The organism is Cupriavidus sp. 291-E7, assembly GCF_057798835.1.
Map to the genome: position 1 here is coordinate 1 of NZ_JBYOJV010000044.1, position 15,345 is coordinate 15,345.

The 15,345-nt window shown below is 54.4% G+C and carries 11 protein-coding genes, 2 pseudogenes and 1 other annotated feature; of the genes and pseudogenes, 6 read left to right on the forward strand and 7 right to left on the reverse strand.

Translation table 11 applies throughout. The features are described from left to right. On the reverse strand, nt 1–940 hold a 940-nt coding region (locus tag AC3FLX_RS33155), incomplete at its 3' end, for a TRM11 family methyltransferase (protein WP_488701530.1). Between the two features lie 106 nt (nt 941–1,046). Between AC3FLX_RS33155 and AC3FLX_RS33160 the strand changes: the two genes are divergently transcribed. From AC3FLX_RS33160 to AC3FLX_RS33175, 4 genes are all read left to right on the forward strand, one after another. Next, complete coding sequence (locus AC3FLX_RS33160; RefSeq protein ID WP_488701531.1) at nt 1,047–1,241, forward strand: AbrB/MazE/SpoVT family DNA-binding domain-containing protein; 195 nt, start codon at nt 1,047–1,049, stop codon at nt 1,239–1,241. Nucleotides 1,242–1,332: 91 nt separating this feature from the next. Next, nucleotides 1,333–1,656 carry a type II toxin-antitoxin system PemK/MazF family toxin gene (locus AC3FLX_RS33165; RefSeq protein ID WP_488701532.1) on the forward strand — a complete coding sequence of 108 codons (324 nt, stop codon included), beginning with the start codon at nt 1,333–1,335 and terminating at the stop codon, nt 1,654–1,656. Nucleotides 1,657–1,922: 266 nt separating this feature from the next. Further along, nucleotides 1,923–2,516, forward strand: a complete 594-nt coding sequence (locus tag AC3FLX_RS33170) for a DUF6088 family protein (protein ID WP_488701538.1) — start codon at nt 1,923–1,925, stop codon at nt 2,514–2,516. Then, nucleotides 2,509–3,546 carry a nucleotidyl transferase AbiEii/AbiGii toxin family protein gene (locus tag AC3FLX_RS33175; protein ID WP_488701533.1) on the forward strand — a complete coding sequence of 346 codons (1,038 nt, stop codon included), beginning with the start codon at nt 2,509–2,511 and terminating at the stop codon, nt 3,544–3,546. Before AC3FLX_RS33170 ends, AC3FLX_RS33175 begins: the two co-directional genes overlap by 8 nt. Nucleotides 3,547–4,200: 654 nt before the next feature. Here AC3FLX_RS33175 and AC3FLX_RS33180 read toward each other — a convergent pair. The 6 genes and pseudogenes from AC3FLX_RS33180 to AC3FLX_RS33205 form a co-directional block, all read right to left on the reverse strand. Continuing rightward, nucleotides 4,201–5,265 (reverse strand): putative Ig domain-containing protein, encoded by a 1,065-nt coding sequence (locus tag AC3FLX_RS33180; protein WP_488701534.1) that lies wholly within the window; start codon nt 5,263–5,265, stop codon nt 4,201–4,203. A 299-nt stretch (nt 5,266–5,564) separates the two neighbouring features. Next, nucleotides 5,565–6,260: an IS6 family transposase gene (locus tag AC3FLX_RS33185; RefSeq protein ID WP_488701535.1), complete on the reverse strand. Its 696-nt coding sequence runs from the start codon at nt 6,258–6,260 to the stop codon at nt 5,565–5,567. A gap of 69 nt (nt 6,261–6,329) precedes the next feature. Then, entirely contained in the window at nt 6,330–7,064 is a 735-nt protein-coding gene (locus tag AC3FLX_RS33190; protein WP_488701539.1) for a hypothetical protein, read from the reverse strand. Between the two features lie 138 nt (nt 7,065–7,202). Further along, nucleotides 7,203–7,439, reverse strand: a pseudogene (locus tag AC3FLX_RS33195) (putative Ig domain-containing protein); the annotation flags it as partial. Between the two features lie 29 nt (nt 7,440–7,468). Then, nucleotides 7,469–8,755, reverse strand: coding sequence for a hypothetical protein (locus AC3FLX_RS33200; protein ID WP_488701536.1), 1,287 nt, complete (start codon nt 8,753–8,755; stop codon nt 7,469–7,471). Between the two features lie 170 nt (nt 8,756–8,925). Next, the gene (locus AC3FLX_RS33205) at nt 8,926–13,086 is read right to left on the reverse strand and encodes an RHS repeat domain-containing protein (protein ID WP_488701537.1); all 4,161 of its coding nucleotides are present in this window, start codon (nt 13,084–13,086) and stop codon (nt 8,926–8,928) included. A 605-nt stretch (nt 13,087–13,691) separates the two neighbouring features. On the opposite strand from AC3FLX_RS33205, the pseudogene AC3FLX_RS33210 reads away from it, so the two are divergent. Together AC3FLX_RS33210 and AC3FLX_RS33215 are read left to right on the forward strand one after the other, a co-directional pair. Then, a pseudogene (locus tag AC3FLX_RS33210) lies at nt 13,692–14,063 on the forward strand (Tn3 family transposase); the annotation flags it as partial. A gap of 51 nt (nt 14,064–14,114) precedes the next feature. Further along, a protein-coding gene (locus tag AC3FLX_RS33215; RefSeq protein WP_488701517.1) for an IS3 family transposase occupies nt 14,115–15,307 on the forward strand; the annotation gives its coding sequence in 2 pieces (ribosomal slippage) (nt 14,115–14,403 and nt 14,403–15,307; 1,194 coding nt in all). After that, nucleotides 14,393–14,509: a sequence feature (AL1L pseudoknot), on the forward strand. Its footprint overlaps the gene before it by 117 nt. Nucleotides 15,308–15,345: the final 38 nt, after the last annotated feature.

A 15,345-nucleotide genomic window follows, 5' to 3' on the forward strand; every position in this document is an offset into this window, starting at 1 on the left:
ACTCCAGTACGAGTCGTTCCTTTGACGCGTGCTGCGAGTTTGAGCAGATCAGGTATTTGCGCACCGTTTCATGAAGGTCGCCCCAAGATTCGACTTCGCCCCAGAACGTCATTTCGAGTCTGGTGGCGTCCGCGTAGTCATAGTTGTTGGCGTACGGCGGTGAAGTCACCACGAGGTCAATCGATCCGTCAGGCACACCTGCCAACGTGCGCGCATCGCTCTGCAACAGTATTGCCTTTCTGTCGGCCTGTTCTCGCTGCATGTACGACATATCAGCGAGCATGATTGCCGCCTGCGCAGACAATGCCTCCGTGGGCGTGGTGACATTCACCTTGCGCTTGTTTGGCAATACGTATTGCCATTGGGCGGTGCCCACATGGCTGGACGGCCGAAGGATCGAGTTGACTGCGAGAAACAGCAATGCCCTGATATCTTCGGATAAAGACGGCGCTACCTTTAGGCACGCCGCTTTCAATTTGAGTAGATGAATCAGCGTTTCCCGTTCGTAGCACTTCTCGAGAAGTGTCGGAACGCTTGGCGGAGCCTTGAAAGGCGAACGCGCGGCCATGTCTTCAACGAGAGCGATAGCTTGCTCGAATTCGCTTGCTGAAGCCGCCCACGACAGCTTTCCCCTTGCCAGACGATACACAAACGGATGGGACTCAACGCCGAACGAAGCAACGCCCTGGCGGTCAGCTTCCACGCAAACGGTGCCGGAACCAACGAAGGGGTCCAACACCACCTTTGCGCCGTACTGGGAGATTACGCTGCCGGCCCATTCCGAAGAAAAGCCGGCGGAATACCGGAACCAGCGGTGAACCGGCAACTTCATGTTCGGAGTGAAAGTGCCGGACTGTTCCGTGTCCAATTGTGAGCGGGTCTTGGACAGTAGTACTGGAGTGTCGAACAGCTCGCTTTGGACGGAATGCGAAATCTTCATCAGGAATGTGGTCAGGCGCCGGGGGGGGGGGGCTGCGTCGAATCGCGCATGTTACCCCACACCGCATAGTCGAACAGACGAGCACAAATCCGCCCCATTGGAGGCGATGTTACAAGTCAAGCTGGAAGAAGACACAGTTGTGCAACTAGAGGTCCGGGATGGGCGGTTTGTTATCGAAAGGAAACCCATCTTTTCGCTCGATGCTGTTCTTGCCGAACTTGAAGCCGGTGCCGAGTTGCAACCCCTGTGCGATTGGGGGCAGCCGGTAGGAAATGAGTTTGGAGGCTCAGACAAAACCTAATTTTTGAAGGGATGTCCTAAATGAGTGATACAGAAACAAAAGCTGAAATCGAAACGGCACCAAAAGCCGCAGCGGTACGCGCTCCGAAGGCGTGCGAGGTCTAAAACCTGTATCGGGGCATGAGCAGGGAGGGGACAAGCTCTCCGTCGTGATTCTGAGCACCGAACGCTTGAACCTTGTGACAAAACTGGCTGCAATTGTCCCTGTGACGACGACGTTTTCGCCGCCGCACACGGAACGCGCAAAGCTGGAAGTCCAAATCAAGGCCGCAGACCGGCCGAGCGTGGCTCTTCCGTTCCAGGCGCGGACGATTGACTGGCACGCACGTAAGGCAACTTATGCCGGCTACGACGCCTCTCCGGAGGAAATGGGCGAAATCCGAGCCCGAGTCGCCGCAGTGATGGGCATCGCGTAACCATCAGAAAAAAGCCCCGACTGCATCCGCTCCCCGTCGTTTGCACGCTGACTAGACGCCAACTCCCTCCGCATCCCCCGTCTCACTGCACCCATTACAGGCCGCATGCTCGTCCACGTCGCTGCGGGCGTCAGGTAGTTCCTCGAAAGTATGGTATCAGGCACGCCGCATAAGCCAACTCATCTGCGCTCCCCTTGTAGGTCATAAAAATGTATGATATTTTCTGACATATGCAACGACTCGATTACTCCGTCCCTGCACAAATCATGACCCGCGCTCGGTCCCAAGGACCTGGCGGCGTATTTACGCCCTCAGATTTTCTGGATGTGGGGGGGCGAGCTTCCGTGGATCAGGCTCTCTCCCGCCTGGTGAAAAAAGGGGATCTTCGGCGCTTAGCTAGAGGCCTATATGACTTCCCGAAGGTCCATCCGAAACTTGGAGCACTTTCACCCACTCCAGATGACGTGGCTCAAGCTTTGGCGCGGGAAACCGGTTCGAAGGTCCAAATTGACGGTGCTCGCGCGGCAAATGCTCTCGGCCTAACGACACAGGTACCCTCGAAAAGTAGCTATCTGACGAACGGTCCCTCCCGCCGCGTGGTGCTGGGAAAGCGAGTGGTGAACTTGCGACATGCCTCGCCGAAACATTTGGTAGCACCAGGAAGCGCGGTAGGAAACGTTATTCAGGCGCTACGTCATGTTGGTCCCCTGCGAGCGCCCGATATCGTGCAGGTGGCCACGAAGCGCTTGTCGCACGACGACAGAAAGGTCCTCGCGTCTGCTGCCATTCATGCGCCGGCTTGGATGCGGCCGACACTTGTGGCGATCGCGAACGCTATGTCGATCGACATCGATGGATAAGGTTGCCAAACTTCCAGCCAACGACCGTGCCGCCCTCTTTGGCGAGTCTGGCGCCAGCAGGGGGATTGCGGATACGATCATTGAAAAAGACTTCTGGGTCTGCTGGACGCTGCGAAGACTATTTAGTTTGCAACGCAAGGACGCCACCACACTTGTATTCAAAGGCGGCACGTCCTTGTCGAAGGCATATAGCGCAATTCGTCGCTTCTCGGAGGACATCGATCTGTCCTTTGATCGTGCGGAGCTCGGTTATACCGGTGATCGTGACCCCGAGAAAGAAGGGATCAGTCGAAAGACTGCAGAGCGCCTTATCAACGATCTTGTGAGTGATGTGGAGAAGCACATCGCTCAGAGTCTGCTGCCGGCTCTGCAAGCACAGTTGGATGAGCAGTTGGGAGAGCCGACGGCGAACGGCTGGCGCCTGGAGATCGATGCCAACGATCCTCAGACTGTGAACTTCTACTATCCTGCTTGTCTACCCGGCGAAGAGTATGCGGGAATGGGCTACATCACACCGCGCGTGAAGCTGGAACTCGGCGCGCGCGGCGACCCTTGGCCCGTGGAAGAAAAGTCCATTCGGCCATATGCCGCCGAGGATTTTCCTGAATTCTTCGAAGATCCCGAGACGATCGTCACGGTGCTATCTGCGCGGCGTACATTTTGGGAGAAGGCAACGGCTCTGCATGCCGAGGCGCATAGGCCGAAGGAGCATCCTACGCCACCATACTTCTCGCGACACTACTATGACCTGGCCCAGCTTCTCGACATGGAGGAGGGTAGGGTGGCAGCTACGGATTTCGAGCTTCTAGGGCAAGTAGCAAAGCATAAGGCCACTTTCTTCCGCTCAGGTTGGGCAAGCTATGACCGTGCGCGGCCTGGGACACTTCGCCTCGTTCCGGACGATCATCGGCTCAAGGACTTGCGGGACGACTATCTAAAGATGCATCCGATGATGTTTGACGATGAACCACCATCGTTTGATGACATTCTCGCCAAAATCCGACTGATTGAAGCAACGATAAACAAATAGCCTCGTTGACTCTCCTCGAAGGGCGGACCTTAGCAGGTTGAGTGGCCCAGGGAATAAGCAGGTCGGAACTCGATCCGGCCTACGTGACAACGGGATTTTGCTTGCAAAGAAGGGCCAGACGAACGTCTGGCCCTGTGTTCCTGATCAGAACAAGGCTCGTCCATGCGCGCCTCGCTCGAATCGCAGACTTAGGGGTGCCCTTGATATTGCTGCAGTTTACCGGGATAGCGACCCCGAGTATTCATGCGGGTTTCGGGGCAACGGCCAACACGATAGTTATGTAAATCAAAGGGTTACTGACTCAAGATTTTGAAAGCGGAAAGTTGCGCATGAGGCGCGTATTAGGCGGCTCATTGCGTCTCAGTGTTGTTGCCGTTAATCTCGGCGGTCCGTCTACCGCTTGGGAGAAAGCGCGATGGATCACTGGCAACTGGCGTACGAAACGTTGGCTTCCACTTTTTCCGACCGACCTCACACCTGCCGACGCCGCTCTTCACGTGCCTCACGAGGAAGCGATCTCATGTCTCGTTTTTCCATACCACCAACATGAGGGGCTGTTTCTATATTTCAAGATCAAATGTTTCCAATCAATAACAGTCCCTTGCTACGCGGTCGATGCATATTGTCAACAGACCCTAATTGCCAAAGATGTATTTATAGGTGAACCACCGGCCTAAAATATTTAAATGCAATAGATCCATTTTCAGGGGTAAGTTTGTTCATGAATATATTTTCATTATTTAAAGATCCAATGCTGAACTTTCCGGTTGGTGCCACTACGTTCACTTGTGCCGCATCTGCAAATCGTTGAGCCATCGATGTGCCATTGAACTCATTTGCAGCATAGCAAACTCCGAGGAATAAAGTGTTATTTTCACTACTTAGAGAATTCCTGAAGCCGGGCAGTCTTGCCGCTATCTTTTCGGCCAGGTCTTCTATTGTTAGTAGTTTTTCTGTACCTTGAATGCCAATGGCAACCTTCCACTGTCCGTTGTCTATGGTTGAATGTGCAGCTATAAAAGAATTTGTGGCTTGAAAATCGGTGATTCCCTCGGTAATTGTCGGGTTTATGGTAATGGAGCGTGGAGCGAAGTTTGGGATCCACACAAAGTCGGCGACATAATTAGAGGTTGAAAATGCCATTGTGGCAGCTGCGTGCAGCTGGTTTTCAAGGAAATCTCCCCTGCTAGGCGTTGGGCCTGAAGTGGGGGAGCGCTGAACGGAGTTATTGCGTCTAACTGGTGTCGAATTAATGGGGCTCCCACCGCTGTAGGGGTTGATACTGCCAGCCCCAGCCCCAGCCCCAGCCCCAGCCCCGACGGCTCCGAACAGGCCACCAACAACCGGAACGGCGAGGCCCATTAAGGAGGGAATGAAGAGCAGGCGTCCGTTATCAAAGTGTACGGCTCCGCTGACCGGATCTTGGCGCGCCCCAGCAAAGCTGGGGCGAGGCGCGGGCAGGGGTGCGAAGACCCGTATCTCGAAATCTTTCTCGATCGTGTCCTGCGTGTCGGATACTTTGACTCGGAAACCATATTTGGCATCCTTTTGCGGCGTGCCTCGAATCCATCCATCTGAGCCGATCGTAAGAGGCGGAGGGAGTTTTCCCTCCGAGAGCGAAAAGCTTGGCGTTCCCGAGTTTCCGGTGACTTCGATGCGGGCTTCGTATGGCTCACCTTTTCGGGCCGCGGGAAGCGATGACGTTGTGAAATGAACCATTTACCAATGCTCCTCAGAATAAGTTCACTTTAGAGTGATGCTTACTTAAGCACATTAATTGTGATTGTGACAAATCGCTCCTTATTGTCTTTGTCGATAATCTTATAATCTAAGTGTGTCACGCCCTCATAGTCGGGTGCCGCATCAAATGACAGTACGTATCGCCCATCTTTTTTGGTCAATGCGGCTTTGCCGGCATCTTTGATCGAGATCGCCGAGACTGATGTCTTTGGCAGTGTTGGGGGTTCTGTCGTAGTAAGGGTTCGAGAGCAGAACTCGGGCCTTGGAAGTTTGGTGATTCATCGAGCCAGTCCGTAGAATTGCTCAGCGAAGGACGCCTGTTCCCCCTCGGGGCAGTGCAACTGCCCCTTGCGAATCATGTGCATGGTTTCGATGCCGGCCAGAATTTTGGCGGCTGAGCGAAAAGTCTTGAAGGCGAGCATCGGACGGGTTCGTCGTTTGATGGCCCGGTGATCCTGCTCGACGAGATTGTTCAGGTATTTCGACTGGCCCAGCTCGATCTCTTCGCCGGTATCCGTGATTAGGGCATGCATGGCAGCGGTATTGGCCCCGCTCTTATCGATCGTGATGGTCTCCGGTTGGCCGTGTAGTTGGATCGCCCGATCGAAGAAGCGCCGGGCGGCGGCCAAGTCCCGCCGGGCCGTGAGCAGGAAGTCCACGGTGTGGCCCTGCGAATTGACCGCCCGGTACCGGTATTTCCACTGTCCACCCACCCGCCAACGGCGACCCACCGGGCGCTTACGTTGTCGAAATACCTTGGCCATGGCCGGCAGAATCTTCAGGACACATCGGTGTACGGTGGCGTGATCGACCATGACCCCGCGCTCGACCATCATTTCCTCCAGATTGCGCAGGCTCAACCCATAGGCGGCGTACCAGCGCACGCATACCAGCATGATCTCTAGCGGGTAATGCAATCGCTTGAGAACTTGGTGCAACGATGACGGGGCGAGCTCAAGGTGGACGGCTTTCATCGCCCAACTCTACTTCATTCTTTCTTGCTGCGACAGAACCGAAATTACTGACAGGCCCCCGCAGCCAGATTATATGATAACGCCAACTCCGATGAATTCGCCCAGGTTTGCCCTTAATCCATTTCTTGCGGCCCTTTCGCCTCTTTCTGCGTAGAGGTCGGCTCTAGCAACTCGGCTGAACATTCCATTCAATGCTCGATATGATCGTGCAGCAAATGGCGATGTCATCGGTTCAAAAACTTCAGGTGTGTTACCGACCAGTCGGTCAGGAAGATGTATCCCCTTATATCCATAAGTATAAAACCCCTTATACCCCCGGGTCGGGATGCCAAGTTCGTTTGCAACTATTTGAGCTTGTGATGCTCCCCCGCCATTCGCGCTGTGGCAACTGTACAACCTGATGCGCTGCGGGGATATTCCGCGCTCATTTATGAAATTTCTAATAATGTCTGCAAGTTGCGCTCCCGAGACAAATCCTCCCCCATCGACCGCAGTTAAAAAAGCACTTCCATGAGCCTCGACTTCAAGGTGATTTGTATTTCTAACAAAAGTAAAGTTGATTGTTCTGTTAATGTCAGGGGGTAATTCTGTTGTCGACAGGGGGGGCGTGATTGCACGTCCTGAGCTAAACATACCCTTGACTATTGACTCATAAAGGTCATTGATTTTTCTACGTCCATTCGCCATTGAGCCCTCGCTAGCGCCACAGGCGTAGGGATTTATGCTTCTGCTGCCAGCCCCAGCCCCAGCCCCAGCCCCAGCCCCAGCCCCAGCCCCGATGGCTCCGAACAGGCCTCCAAGCATCGGAACGGCGAGGCCCATTAAGGAGGGAATGAAGAGCAGGCGTCCGTTATCAAAGTGTACGGCTCCGCTGACCGGATCTTGGTGCGCCCCAGCAAAGCTGGGACGAGGGGCGGGCAGGGGTGCGAAGACCCGTATCTCGAAATCCTGGCTGATCGTGCCTTTCGCATCGGATACGCTGACAGTAAAGCCATAGATGCCATTGCCGGTCGGGGTGCCGCGAATCCATCCATCTGAGCCGATCGTAAGGGGCCGAGGGAGATTACCTTCTGAGAGCGAAAAGCTTGGCGCTCCCGAGTTTCCGGTGACCTCGACGCGGGCTTCGTATGGCTCACCTTTTCGGGCAGCGGGAAGCGATGACGTTGTGAACTGAGCCATTTACCAATGCCCCTCAGAATAAGTTGATTTTAGAGTGATGCTTGCTTAAGCACATTAATTGTGATTTCTCCAAATCGCTCCTTATTGTCTTTGTCGATAATTTTGTAAGCCAAGTGTGTTACGCCCTCATAGTCGGGTGCCGCATCAAATGACAGTACGTATCGCCCATCTTTTTTGGTCAATGCGGCTTTGCCGGCATCTTTGAGCGAGAGATCGCCGAGGCTGATGTCTTTGACGGTATTGGGTGCCCTCACGCGTTTTGCCAAGTCGTGCTCGAAAACAGTTTCGCCCGCATTTACATCAAGGGTAAAGTTCTCGGCGCCAAGATTGCTGGCTTGGAACTGAGCTTCAAGCTTGAGCATGTCTGCTCGTAACTTGGCAATTTCGTTGTGCTCGGTTTGCAATTGCCCAAAATTCACCGCATCCGCGTCGTTCGTCCCTGCCTTTATGCCTCGAACAATTCTGTCGATCGATGTTCCATCCGTGCGCGGGCCCGACAAATCGATGACGCTGACGCTAGGATTTTGAGCCAACTTAAACGCTGAACCAGACGCTACGCCAATGTCCTGAAGCTGCTTCACGTTGACGGCGTCATGCGGAGCCAAGCCATCGGCAACGTTTGATAGGATGCGGGGGCTACCGCCTCCTGACATATCTATTTTTGTGGCCTTCTTTTCGCTTTCTCCCGAGCCAAACACTAATGCTACCCCTACAACGCTGAGCGCATCTTTCCCGTTGGAGCCTGGATCTCCCTTGTCACCTTTCGCGCCCGGCGTACCTGCAACTCCTTGGGGCCCCGTGTCGCCCTTATCCCCCTTTACTCCTTGGATACCGGCCAGTCCCTGAGGTCCTTGGTCCCCCTTGTCCCCCTTGTCCCCCTTGTCTCCTTTGGCTCCGGGTGTGCCAGTTGCCCCTTGGGGCCCTGTGTCACCCTTCGCTCCCTCATATCCCCGAGGCCCTTGTGGACCTGCGGGGCCTACTGCGCCTCCCGATTTGGCAGCAACATAGCGATACAGTTGCCCGCCAGTAACCGCGTAGGTGCTGTTTTGTGTTATTTCGGCTTCCTTGAGATTGCCTAGCGAATAATTTTGAGCGGTCCACATCTTGCTCGCCAAAGACCAAGTAAGCGAGTTACGACCAAGGTTATTTAATATTAAGGAAATTGCGGAAAAACAAGTGCCATCGTCCGCATCCCCCCCTTTTGAGCAACGGTTCCATACGCCATTGGTCGCGGAGATGACACTTTCGCCAGCGATGTCGGCGTTGTCGTTCGGTGGGAACAGAATTTTTGACGTGTCAACATCGAGGCCGGACATCGTATTTCCAGGCAGCTTGAATTGCCCTTGAACCTCTGATATGAAACCGGCCATGCTTTCCCGCGAATTTGCAGAAATAGGGAGGGAAGCCGCGAGAAGGGCACAAACAAGGTTGGCAGTCGTTGAGCGCATCATGATCTTCGGAATGGTTTGCTATGTCGAATTACTACTTATTGGGATTTTCTGCCTAGAGGGATCGGCGTACAATACCCATAAGGCGTGTAGCTATACTCCTGTGTCTTGTCGCCTATTGTGGCGCATAATATGCGGTTTTGCGCATCGACGCTGGCCAATATGGTCGACGGTTTACCTGCGTCGCTCTGTCGTTGAGCAACGCTGTTATTCGCCACATAGATAGACTGGGCCACGTGGTCCCTGGCTGCATCTTGTTTCTGGCCGATTTTGCCTATCCATTCATTGGTAAGTGCGTCGCCTTGGTAATACATTCGGTGGATGGTTGAATCCTGCTCTACTCGCTGCCACACCATCCGGTTCATTGCGTCGTAACCGTAGTCACTTTTGCCTTCGCTGCCATCGATGCTAGCAATGCGCCCCAAGGCGTCGTACGTCAAGGTACGACCAGCATCATCCTGAATTAGCCTTCCAGCGTTGTCATAGCGCAAATGAATTTTTGCTGGGTAACCGTGAGCAGTGAGACTGTTGACTATGGTGCTTAATTGGCAGGGATCTTTGTATTCATGGTACCGCTGGGCCGTGTTGACTTCGCCGTTTTTCAGCGTGGTCTTGCATTCAACAATGTTGTCAAGCGCGTCGAACAGGAAGGTCTGCTCCGTAAATGCATTGCCGTAAGGATCCAGAGGCAACTGTTCGCCGCTAGCGGTGTATTTCACTAGGCGATCGCGTTCATCGTATTCAAATGTTTCGGTGCAAATTGTTTTTCCATTGTGCTTTTGAGTGCGTTGCTTCAATTGGCTATTGGGATACCATGTTTGTTCGATAATCCTTGTGTCGCTTGCGTTATGTGTGAACGTACGCAGCGTTTCGCGGCCGAAGCTGTCGAGCTCTCGTGCCGTCTTCAGAGTGTTGCCTTCACCATCGGTTGCTGTCCACTCCAACAGTTGCTGAAGTGCGTCGTATGCCAGCTCGGCAGTGATGCCCGGCTCACTGAGTTTGCGCATCTGACCGATGGAGGCTGCAGCAGTTGAATACTCCAATTTCTGCACGTTGCCGTCGATGCCGGTGCTTTGCTGCAAGGCACCACCCAGCGAATATTCGTAACTGATGGGATACTCCCCGCCCGACAGGATGTCCTGTGCCTCATTTTTTAGGCGACCGAAGGGGCTTGTCCATTGGTTCTCGCCGGAGCCTTTCTCGGTTGCGCTTAGCAACTGCCCTGTGTGCCGGTTGTATGCAAAGGACTGGATTATCGTTGGGCTATTGGCTCTAGTTGCGATAATTTCCGTTGGCACTTCATACAACCTTGCATCCCTCGGATAGTGCGCGTTGGCCCCATCCGGTTGAGTGACTTCAATGGGTTGCTGTGCGGCATCTGAGGCGTACCGGAGGGAAAGAGGGCGTCCGCCGGTTGTGGTCTCAATTAATCGACCGAAGCCATCGAATTTTTGAGATCCCAGTACGACCGCCTCGCTTTCCTTTTTTCCTTTGGGTTGGAGGCTGACCAGAACCACGAGGGGCGCGCTACTGAATGGCGCGTACTCCCGGCGAAGGACTGAGCCGTCGGGTAAGGTTGTTTTCGTTACCCGGCCGTAAGCATCATAGTCATACAGGGTCACGTGATTGTTTTCATCGATGACGTGGCGTAGTTGATTTGCGCCATCCCAGACATGTTGCCGGGAGAGGCGATTCGGACTATCTTCCGAATCCCACGCTTGCTTCTTTGCATCGTAGGCCAACCGCAATTCTGTTATTGGCAGTTGATTTCGTGGGTCCAGGAAAACTATGCGCTTGGCTGTCGCCAGGTTGCCCTGACCTTCCGTCCATGACGTTTCAGTCAATGCGATGGGGTCGACGATTTGGTGCTCAATGAGGCGATTTTCTTGACCAACCTGTTCTCGGAGTGAACCCCAGGCATCCCATTTTCGTGTGAGGGTGTAATTCAGGGGCGTCGCCCCCGTTTGGCCTTGGGGGCGAAGGACTTCTGTCGAGGCGCTCCATGCATTGCGCCCCAAGGGGTCGTATCCGTATGTCTGCACGGTTTGCCAGCCAAGCGTGCCGTCACTATCCTTTCTTTCTTCGCGGATGACCCGCGCTAGTCCGTCGTAACTGATGCGGGAAAGATTGCCGAAGATGTCTTTGTATTCCACTTGGGTTGGCACGGCTTCATCGGTCGACGACGGCGTGTAAGTCCACGTTTCCTCAGCCAAGTATGCTGGTTGGTCGGGGTGTGTCTTTTGGCTAGTCAGGCGTCCCAATGCATCGTACGCGTAGGCAATTTGATTGCCCAAGGCGTCGGTTTCTGCCAGCAAGCGCCCCGTGAGTGCCGACTGAGTGAGCCATGTGGATACGCTCAGCTTTTGGGTGTCTTCCTTGTTGCCAGGCTCGGCATCGACGATTGTCGTGAGCTGCCGCGCAAGAGATTTCGTGATGCCGTGCTCCAGCTGAAACTGGGCGGAAGTAAATTTGAGAGTTTGGGCGCTAGGGTAATCTGTGCCGTTGCTATGGACAACGGTGGCTCGAGAGCTTATGCGCCCGTGCTCGTCGCTATCGGTATTGATGGTGTATGTGAATGTCTCGGTAGACAGTTTTGTTCCGTCAGCAGAATGGGTTACCTGTCGCGGCAGAATTGCCCACGACAGCGTGCTGCCTTTGCGGACATCCAGTTTTTGGTATTTCCATTCGGTTTTTAATGACGGAACATCTTTGTAAGCAGTGCCCTCATAAGGGATTACTGTGCGGCTTCGGATGAGCTGGGTAAATCCATTGGGCTCAGTTGGGCAGTCTAGAGTGGTGTTACTGGCCGGATAATACTCATAGGCGGTTACGGTGCCATCTGGCGCGGTTCGTTTTGCCAGGTTGCCGAACTCATCGTATTTAAAATGCTCGTAGACCGCGACTTCACCCTCGTGGGTTGCGGGCTTGCCCAGGTTTCCATGTGGATCATATGCAGAACCGGTGCCATCGCTCCACGTCGTGATCTTCGTTTCTGGCAACTGAAACGTAACAGGTTGATCCTTAAAGACGATGCCAACTTCTGCGCAGTACTTTGCTTCCCATTGGGTTGTTAATGAGCCACCGATTTCGCGCTCGATTTCTAAAATTGGTAGGTGATAATTGTTGTAATGTCGCTCAATACTGCGGGCTGCAACGCCACGAGCCTGATCGCCATCGCGTGTTTCTATAGACCAATAATCGTAGGGGGTTAGCTGGTTGTACAGGTTGTCATCATCAGGGTGATGAGATGCCACTAACGCTTCTCCGTAGCCGAAATAATTCCGAGGGGATGTGTCATTCTGAGACGAATATTCGTAAGTTGTCGTTTGTGTGGGCTGACCAAACTTGGGGCTTTGTTGATATTTGATTGCTGCAGGCAATGCTCCTTGGACCGTTCCAGTATCAAACCTCATGACCCCAGCCTTATACTGGACGGATTCTTCCAGCATTGTGGGTGAGATAACCTGCTTGAGCAGTGCTTGTCCGTCAATCTGAATCGCAGGATCTGCCTCATAGCCGAGCGTCCATCCGAGATTGGGGGATACACTAGTGCTAATGATTTTAGTCAGATACTCTTTGGATAAATTCAGCTTGAATGATGAGATTTCTCCCGTATTTGGCCATAGCACTATATCGACCACATCGGTGCCGTACGTCAGGCTGCATACCGTGCTGCCTTGAGCATCTGTAATGGCTGTGAGTTGCGGGCTGTTAGCTCCGGGCCTCCATGCTAAGTTGAGCATGTAGCCGAGCGGACTTTCGATGCGCTCTGGCACGTAGATATTCCCACGTTGTTCCGAGAGCGTTTGACGCTCACCAGATCTGAGGGTGAGAGTAATTTTGCTGCCACTTGTTGCAAGGCGAACGGCGTCGAGTTTTTGTTGGCGGACGATCGGCGTAGCTGTGCCGCCAGCATCTTCTGTCTTAAAGCGCTCCCCTGAGCCAAGCACAAGTATCCGATTGGCGCGGTCATAGAACGCTAGCCCGAGAGACACGCCTTTACCCAACTGAAACGGATTGCCGATTAGGAGGGGGGAGTAACGTAGCACGAGTGGTAGCGCTGGCCCGAGTGTATTGTTGCCAAAGACAGTCCCGAGCGGGAAGTTGAACATGAACAGACCAGTGCGCGGATCGACCCCGCCCTGTGTCGCGCTAGAGAAATTGAAAGCCTGTGTAAACGGTACGGTCGTAGTTGGCATGGCGGCTAGCGAAAAGGGCGACACAGCGGGCGAGGGAGAGGTGGTTCCGCAGCCACTGCCCAAGTGGCTCGGTGCTGTAGCGGAACCTTAGAACTTAGTTTCGCACGTCGGTGAAATACCTCGCACGACCTGTCCACCATCTTTCTCGTTTGTGTCGGTTCCTGAAGCGACTAAGCTAAAATAGCCGTATATCGGCAAAAATTGTTATAAAAAATAAAATATATAAATCAAAACTAGATCTGTGCGGTAGTTGGATGAAAATAGTTATCTTTGAGATCAATAATGATATTATTCAGCAAATACCTGACACCCGCATGATTGAGGGTGTCACCTTCTCGTCGTGCGAGTGGGCAACAAACCGAGGCCTTGGCACAACATGGGGGATCGTCAACTAGTTGAGCTATGTCTGCGCATAGGCGCCCCTCTGTATCCATGAGCTGGAAAATTCTTCAAAGGGATACGTATTTGATTAGTCACGTTCACGCAAGCGAGCGGGTTTTGCTCCATTTTTCCGGGGAAATCAATATGGCGCTCGCCAGATGGTTATCTAAGGAATCGCTGATCAATAAGGTTTGACCCCAAGGGCAAGCGTGGACGGCCGCCGGCAGTCGGCGCATTCATTTGCCGCGCATTGGGGGGATGGAACCACCTCATCCTCGGACGGTCAGCGTTTCAAGGCCGGCGGGCGGGCGGAGAGCACCGGCCACGTCAATCCGAAGTACGGCTCCGAGCCCGGCCGTATGATCTACACGCATATTTCCGACCAGTATGGTCCTTATCACAGCAAGCTGGTGAACGTAGGCGTTCGTGATTCCACCTATGTACTCGACGGCCTGCTTCATCACGAGTCGGATCTACGAATCACGGAGCATTACACGGATACCAATGGGTTCACCGACCACGTCTTTGCCCTGATGCATCTGCTTGGATTTCGATTCGCGCCGCGTATTCGCGATCTCGCGGAAACGAAGCTGTATTGAACCGCCCCGGGTTTAGTGGAGGCTTCAATTCTTGAGAGAATGGAGCCCATGAGCAAGCAAACCAAGTTTTCCCCCGAGGTCCGAGAGCGGGCTGTACGTCTGGTTCGAGAGCAGCGCAGCGAGCATCCGTCGCTGTGGGCGGCAGTCGAATCCATCGCACCGATGATCGGTTGCACAAGCCAGACACTGTTGGGGTGGGTCAAACAAGAGCAAGTCGAGAGTGGCGAGCGCGATGGCGTGACCACGTCGGAGCGTGAGCGCCTCAAGGCGCTGGAGCGTGAGGTAAAGGAGTTGCGCCGCGCCAACGAGATCCTGAAGCTGGCGAGCGCGTTTTTCGCCCAGGCGGAGCTCGACCGCCGTTTGAAGTCCTGAAGGCCTTTGTCGAGCGGCATCGCGACGCCTTCGGGGTCGAGCCGATCTGCAAGGTCTTGCAGATTGCTCCGTCGGGCTATCGGCGCCATGCTGCGCAGCTTCGCGATCCATCGCGGCGCTCTGCGCGAGCCAAACGCGATGAGTGGCTACGGCCCGAGATCAAGCGAGTCTGGCAGGCCAACATGCAGGTCTACGGGGCCGACAAGGTTTGGAAGCAGATGAACCGGGAAGGCATCGCGGTGGCACGCTGTACGGTCGAGAGGCTGATGAGGCAGCAGAATCTGCGCGGCGTGATTCGCGGCAAGCGGGTTCGCACGACGACTCCAGATGCGAGAGCAGCGCGCCCACCGGATCTGGTCAGCCGCCAGTTCAGGGCCCAGCGGCCGAACCAGCTCTGGGTTTCGGACTTCACCTACGTTTCGACGTGGCAGGGCTGGCTGTACGTGGCCTTCGTGATCGACGTGTTCGCGCGGCGCATCGTCGGCTGGCGGGTCAGTCCGTCGATGACCACGGACTTCGTTCTGGATGCACTTGAACAGGCGCTTTACGCTCGCCAGCCTGGCAATGATGGTTCTCTCATCCACCACTCCGACAGGGGCTCGCAGTACGTCAGCATTCGCTATAGCGAGCGCTTGGCCGAGGCAGCGATCGAACCGTCGGTTGGCAGCCGGGGCGACAGCTATGACAACGCCTTGGCCGAGACGATCAACGGCCTGTACAAGGCTGAACTGATCCATCGTCGTACTGCCTGGAAGACGCGTGAATCCGTTGAGCTGGCCACGCTGGAATGGGTAGCCTGGTTCAATCACCACCGGCTGATGGAACCCCTTGGCTATATCCCGCCCGCCGAAGCTGAGGCAATGAAATGAACGTCTCCCAACCCTGGGTCCGCTAGGGTAAGCCTGGA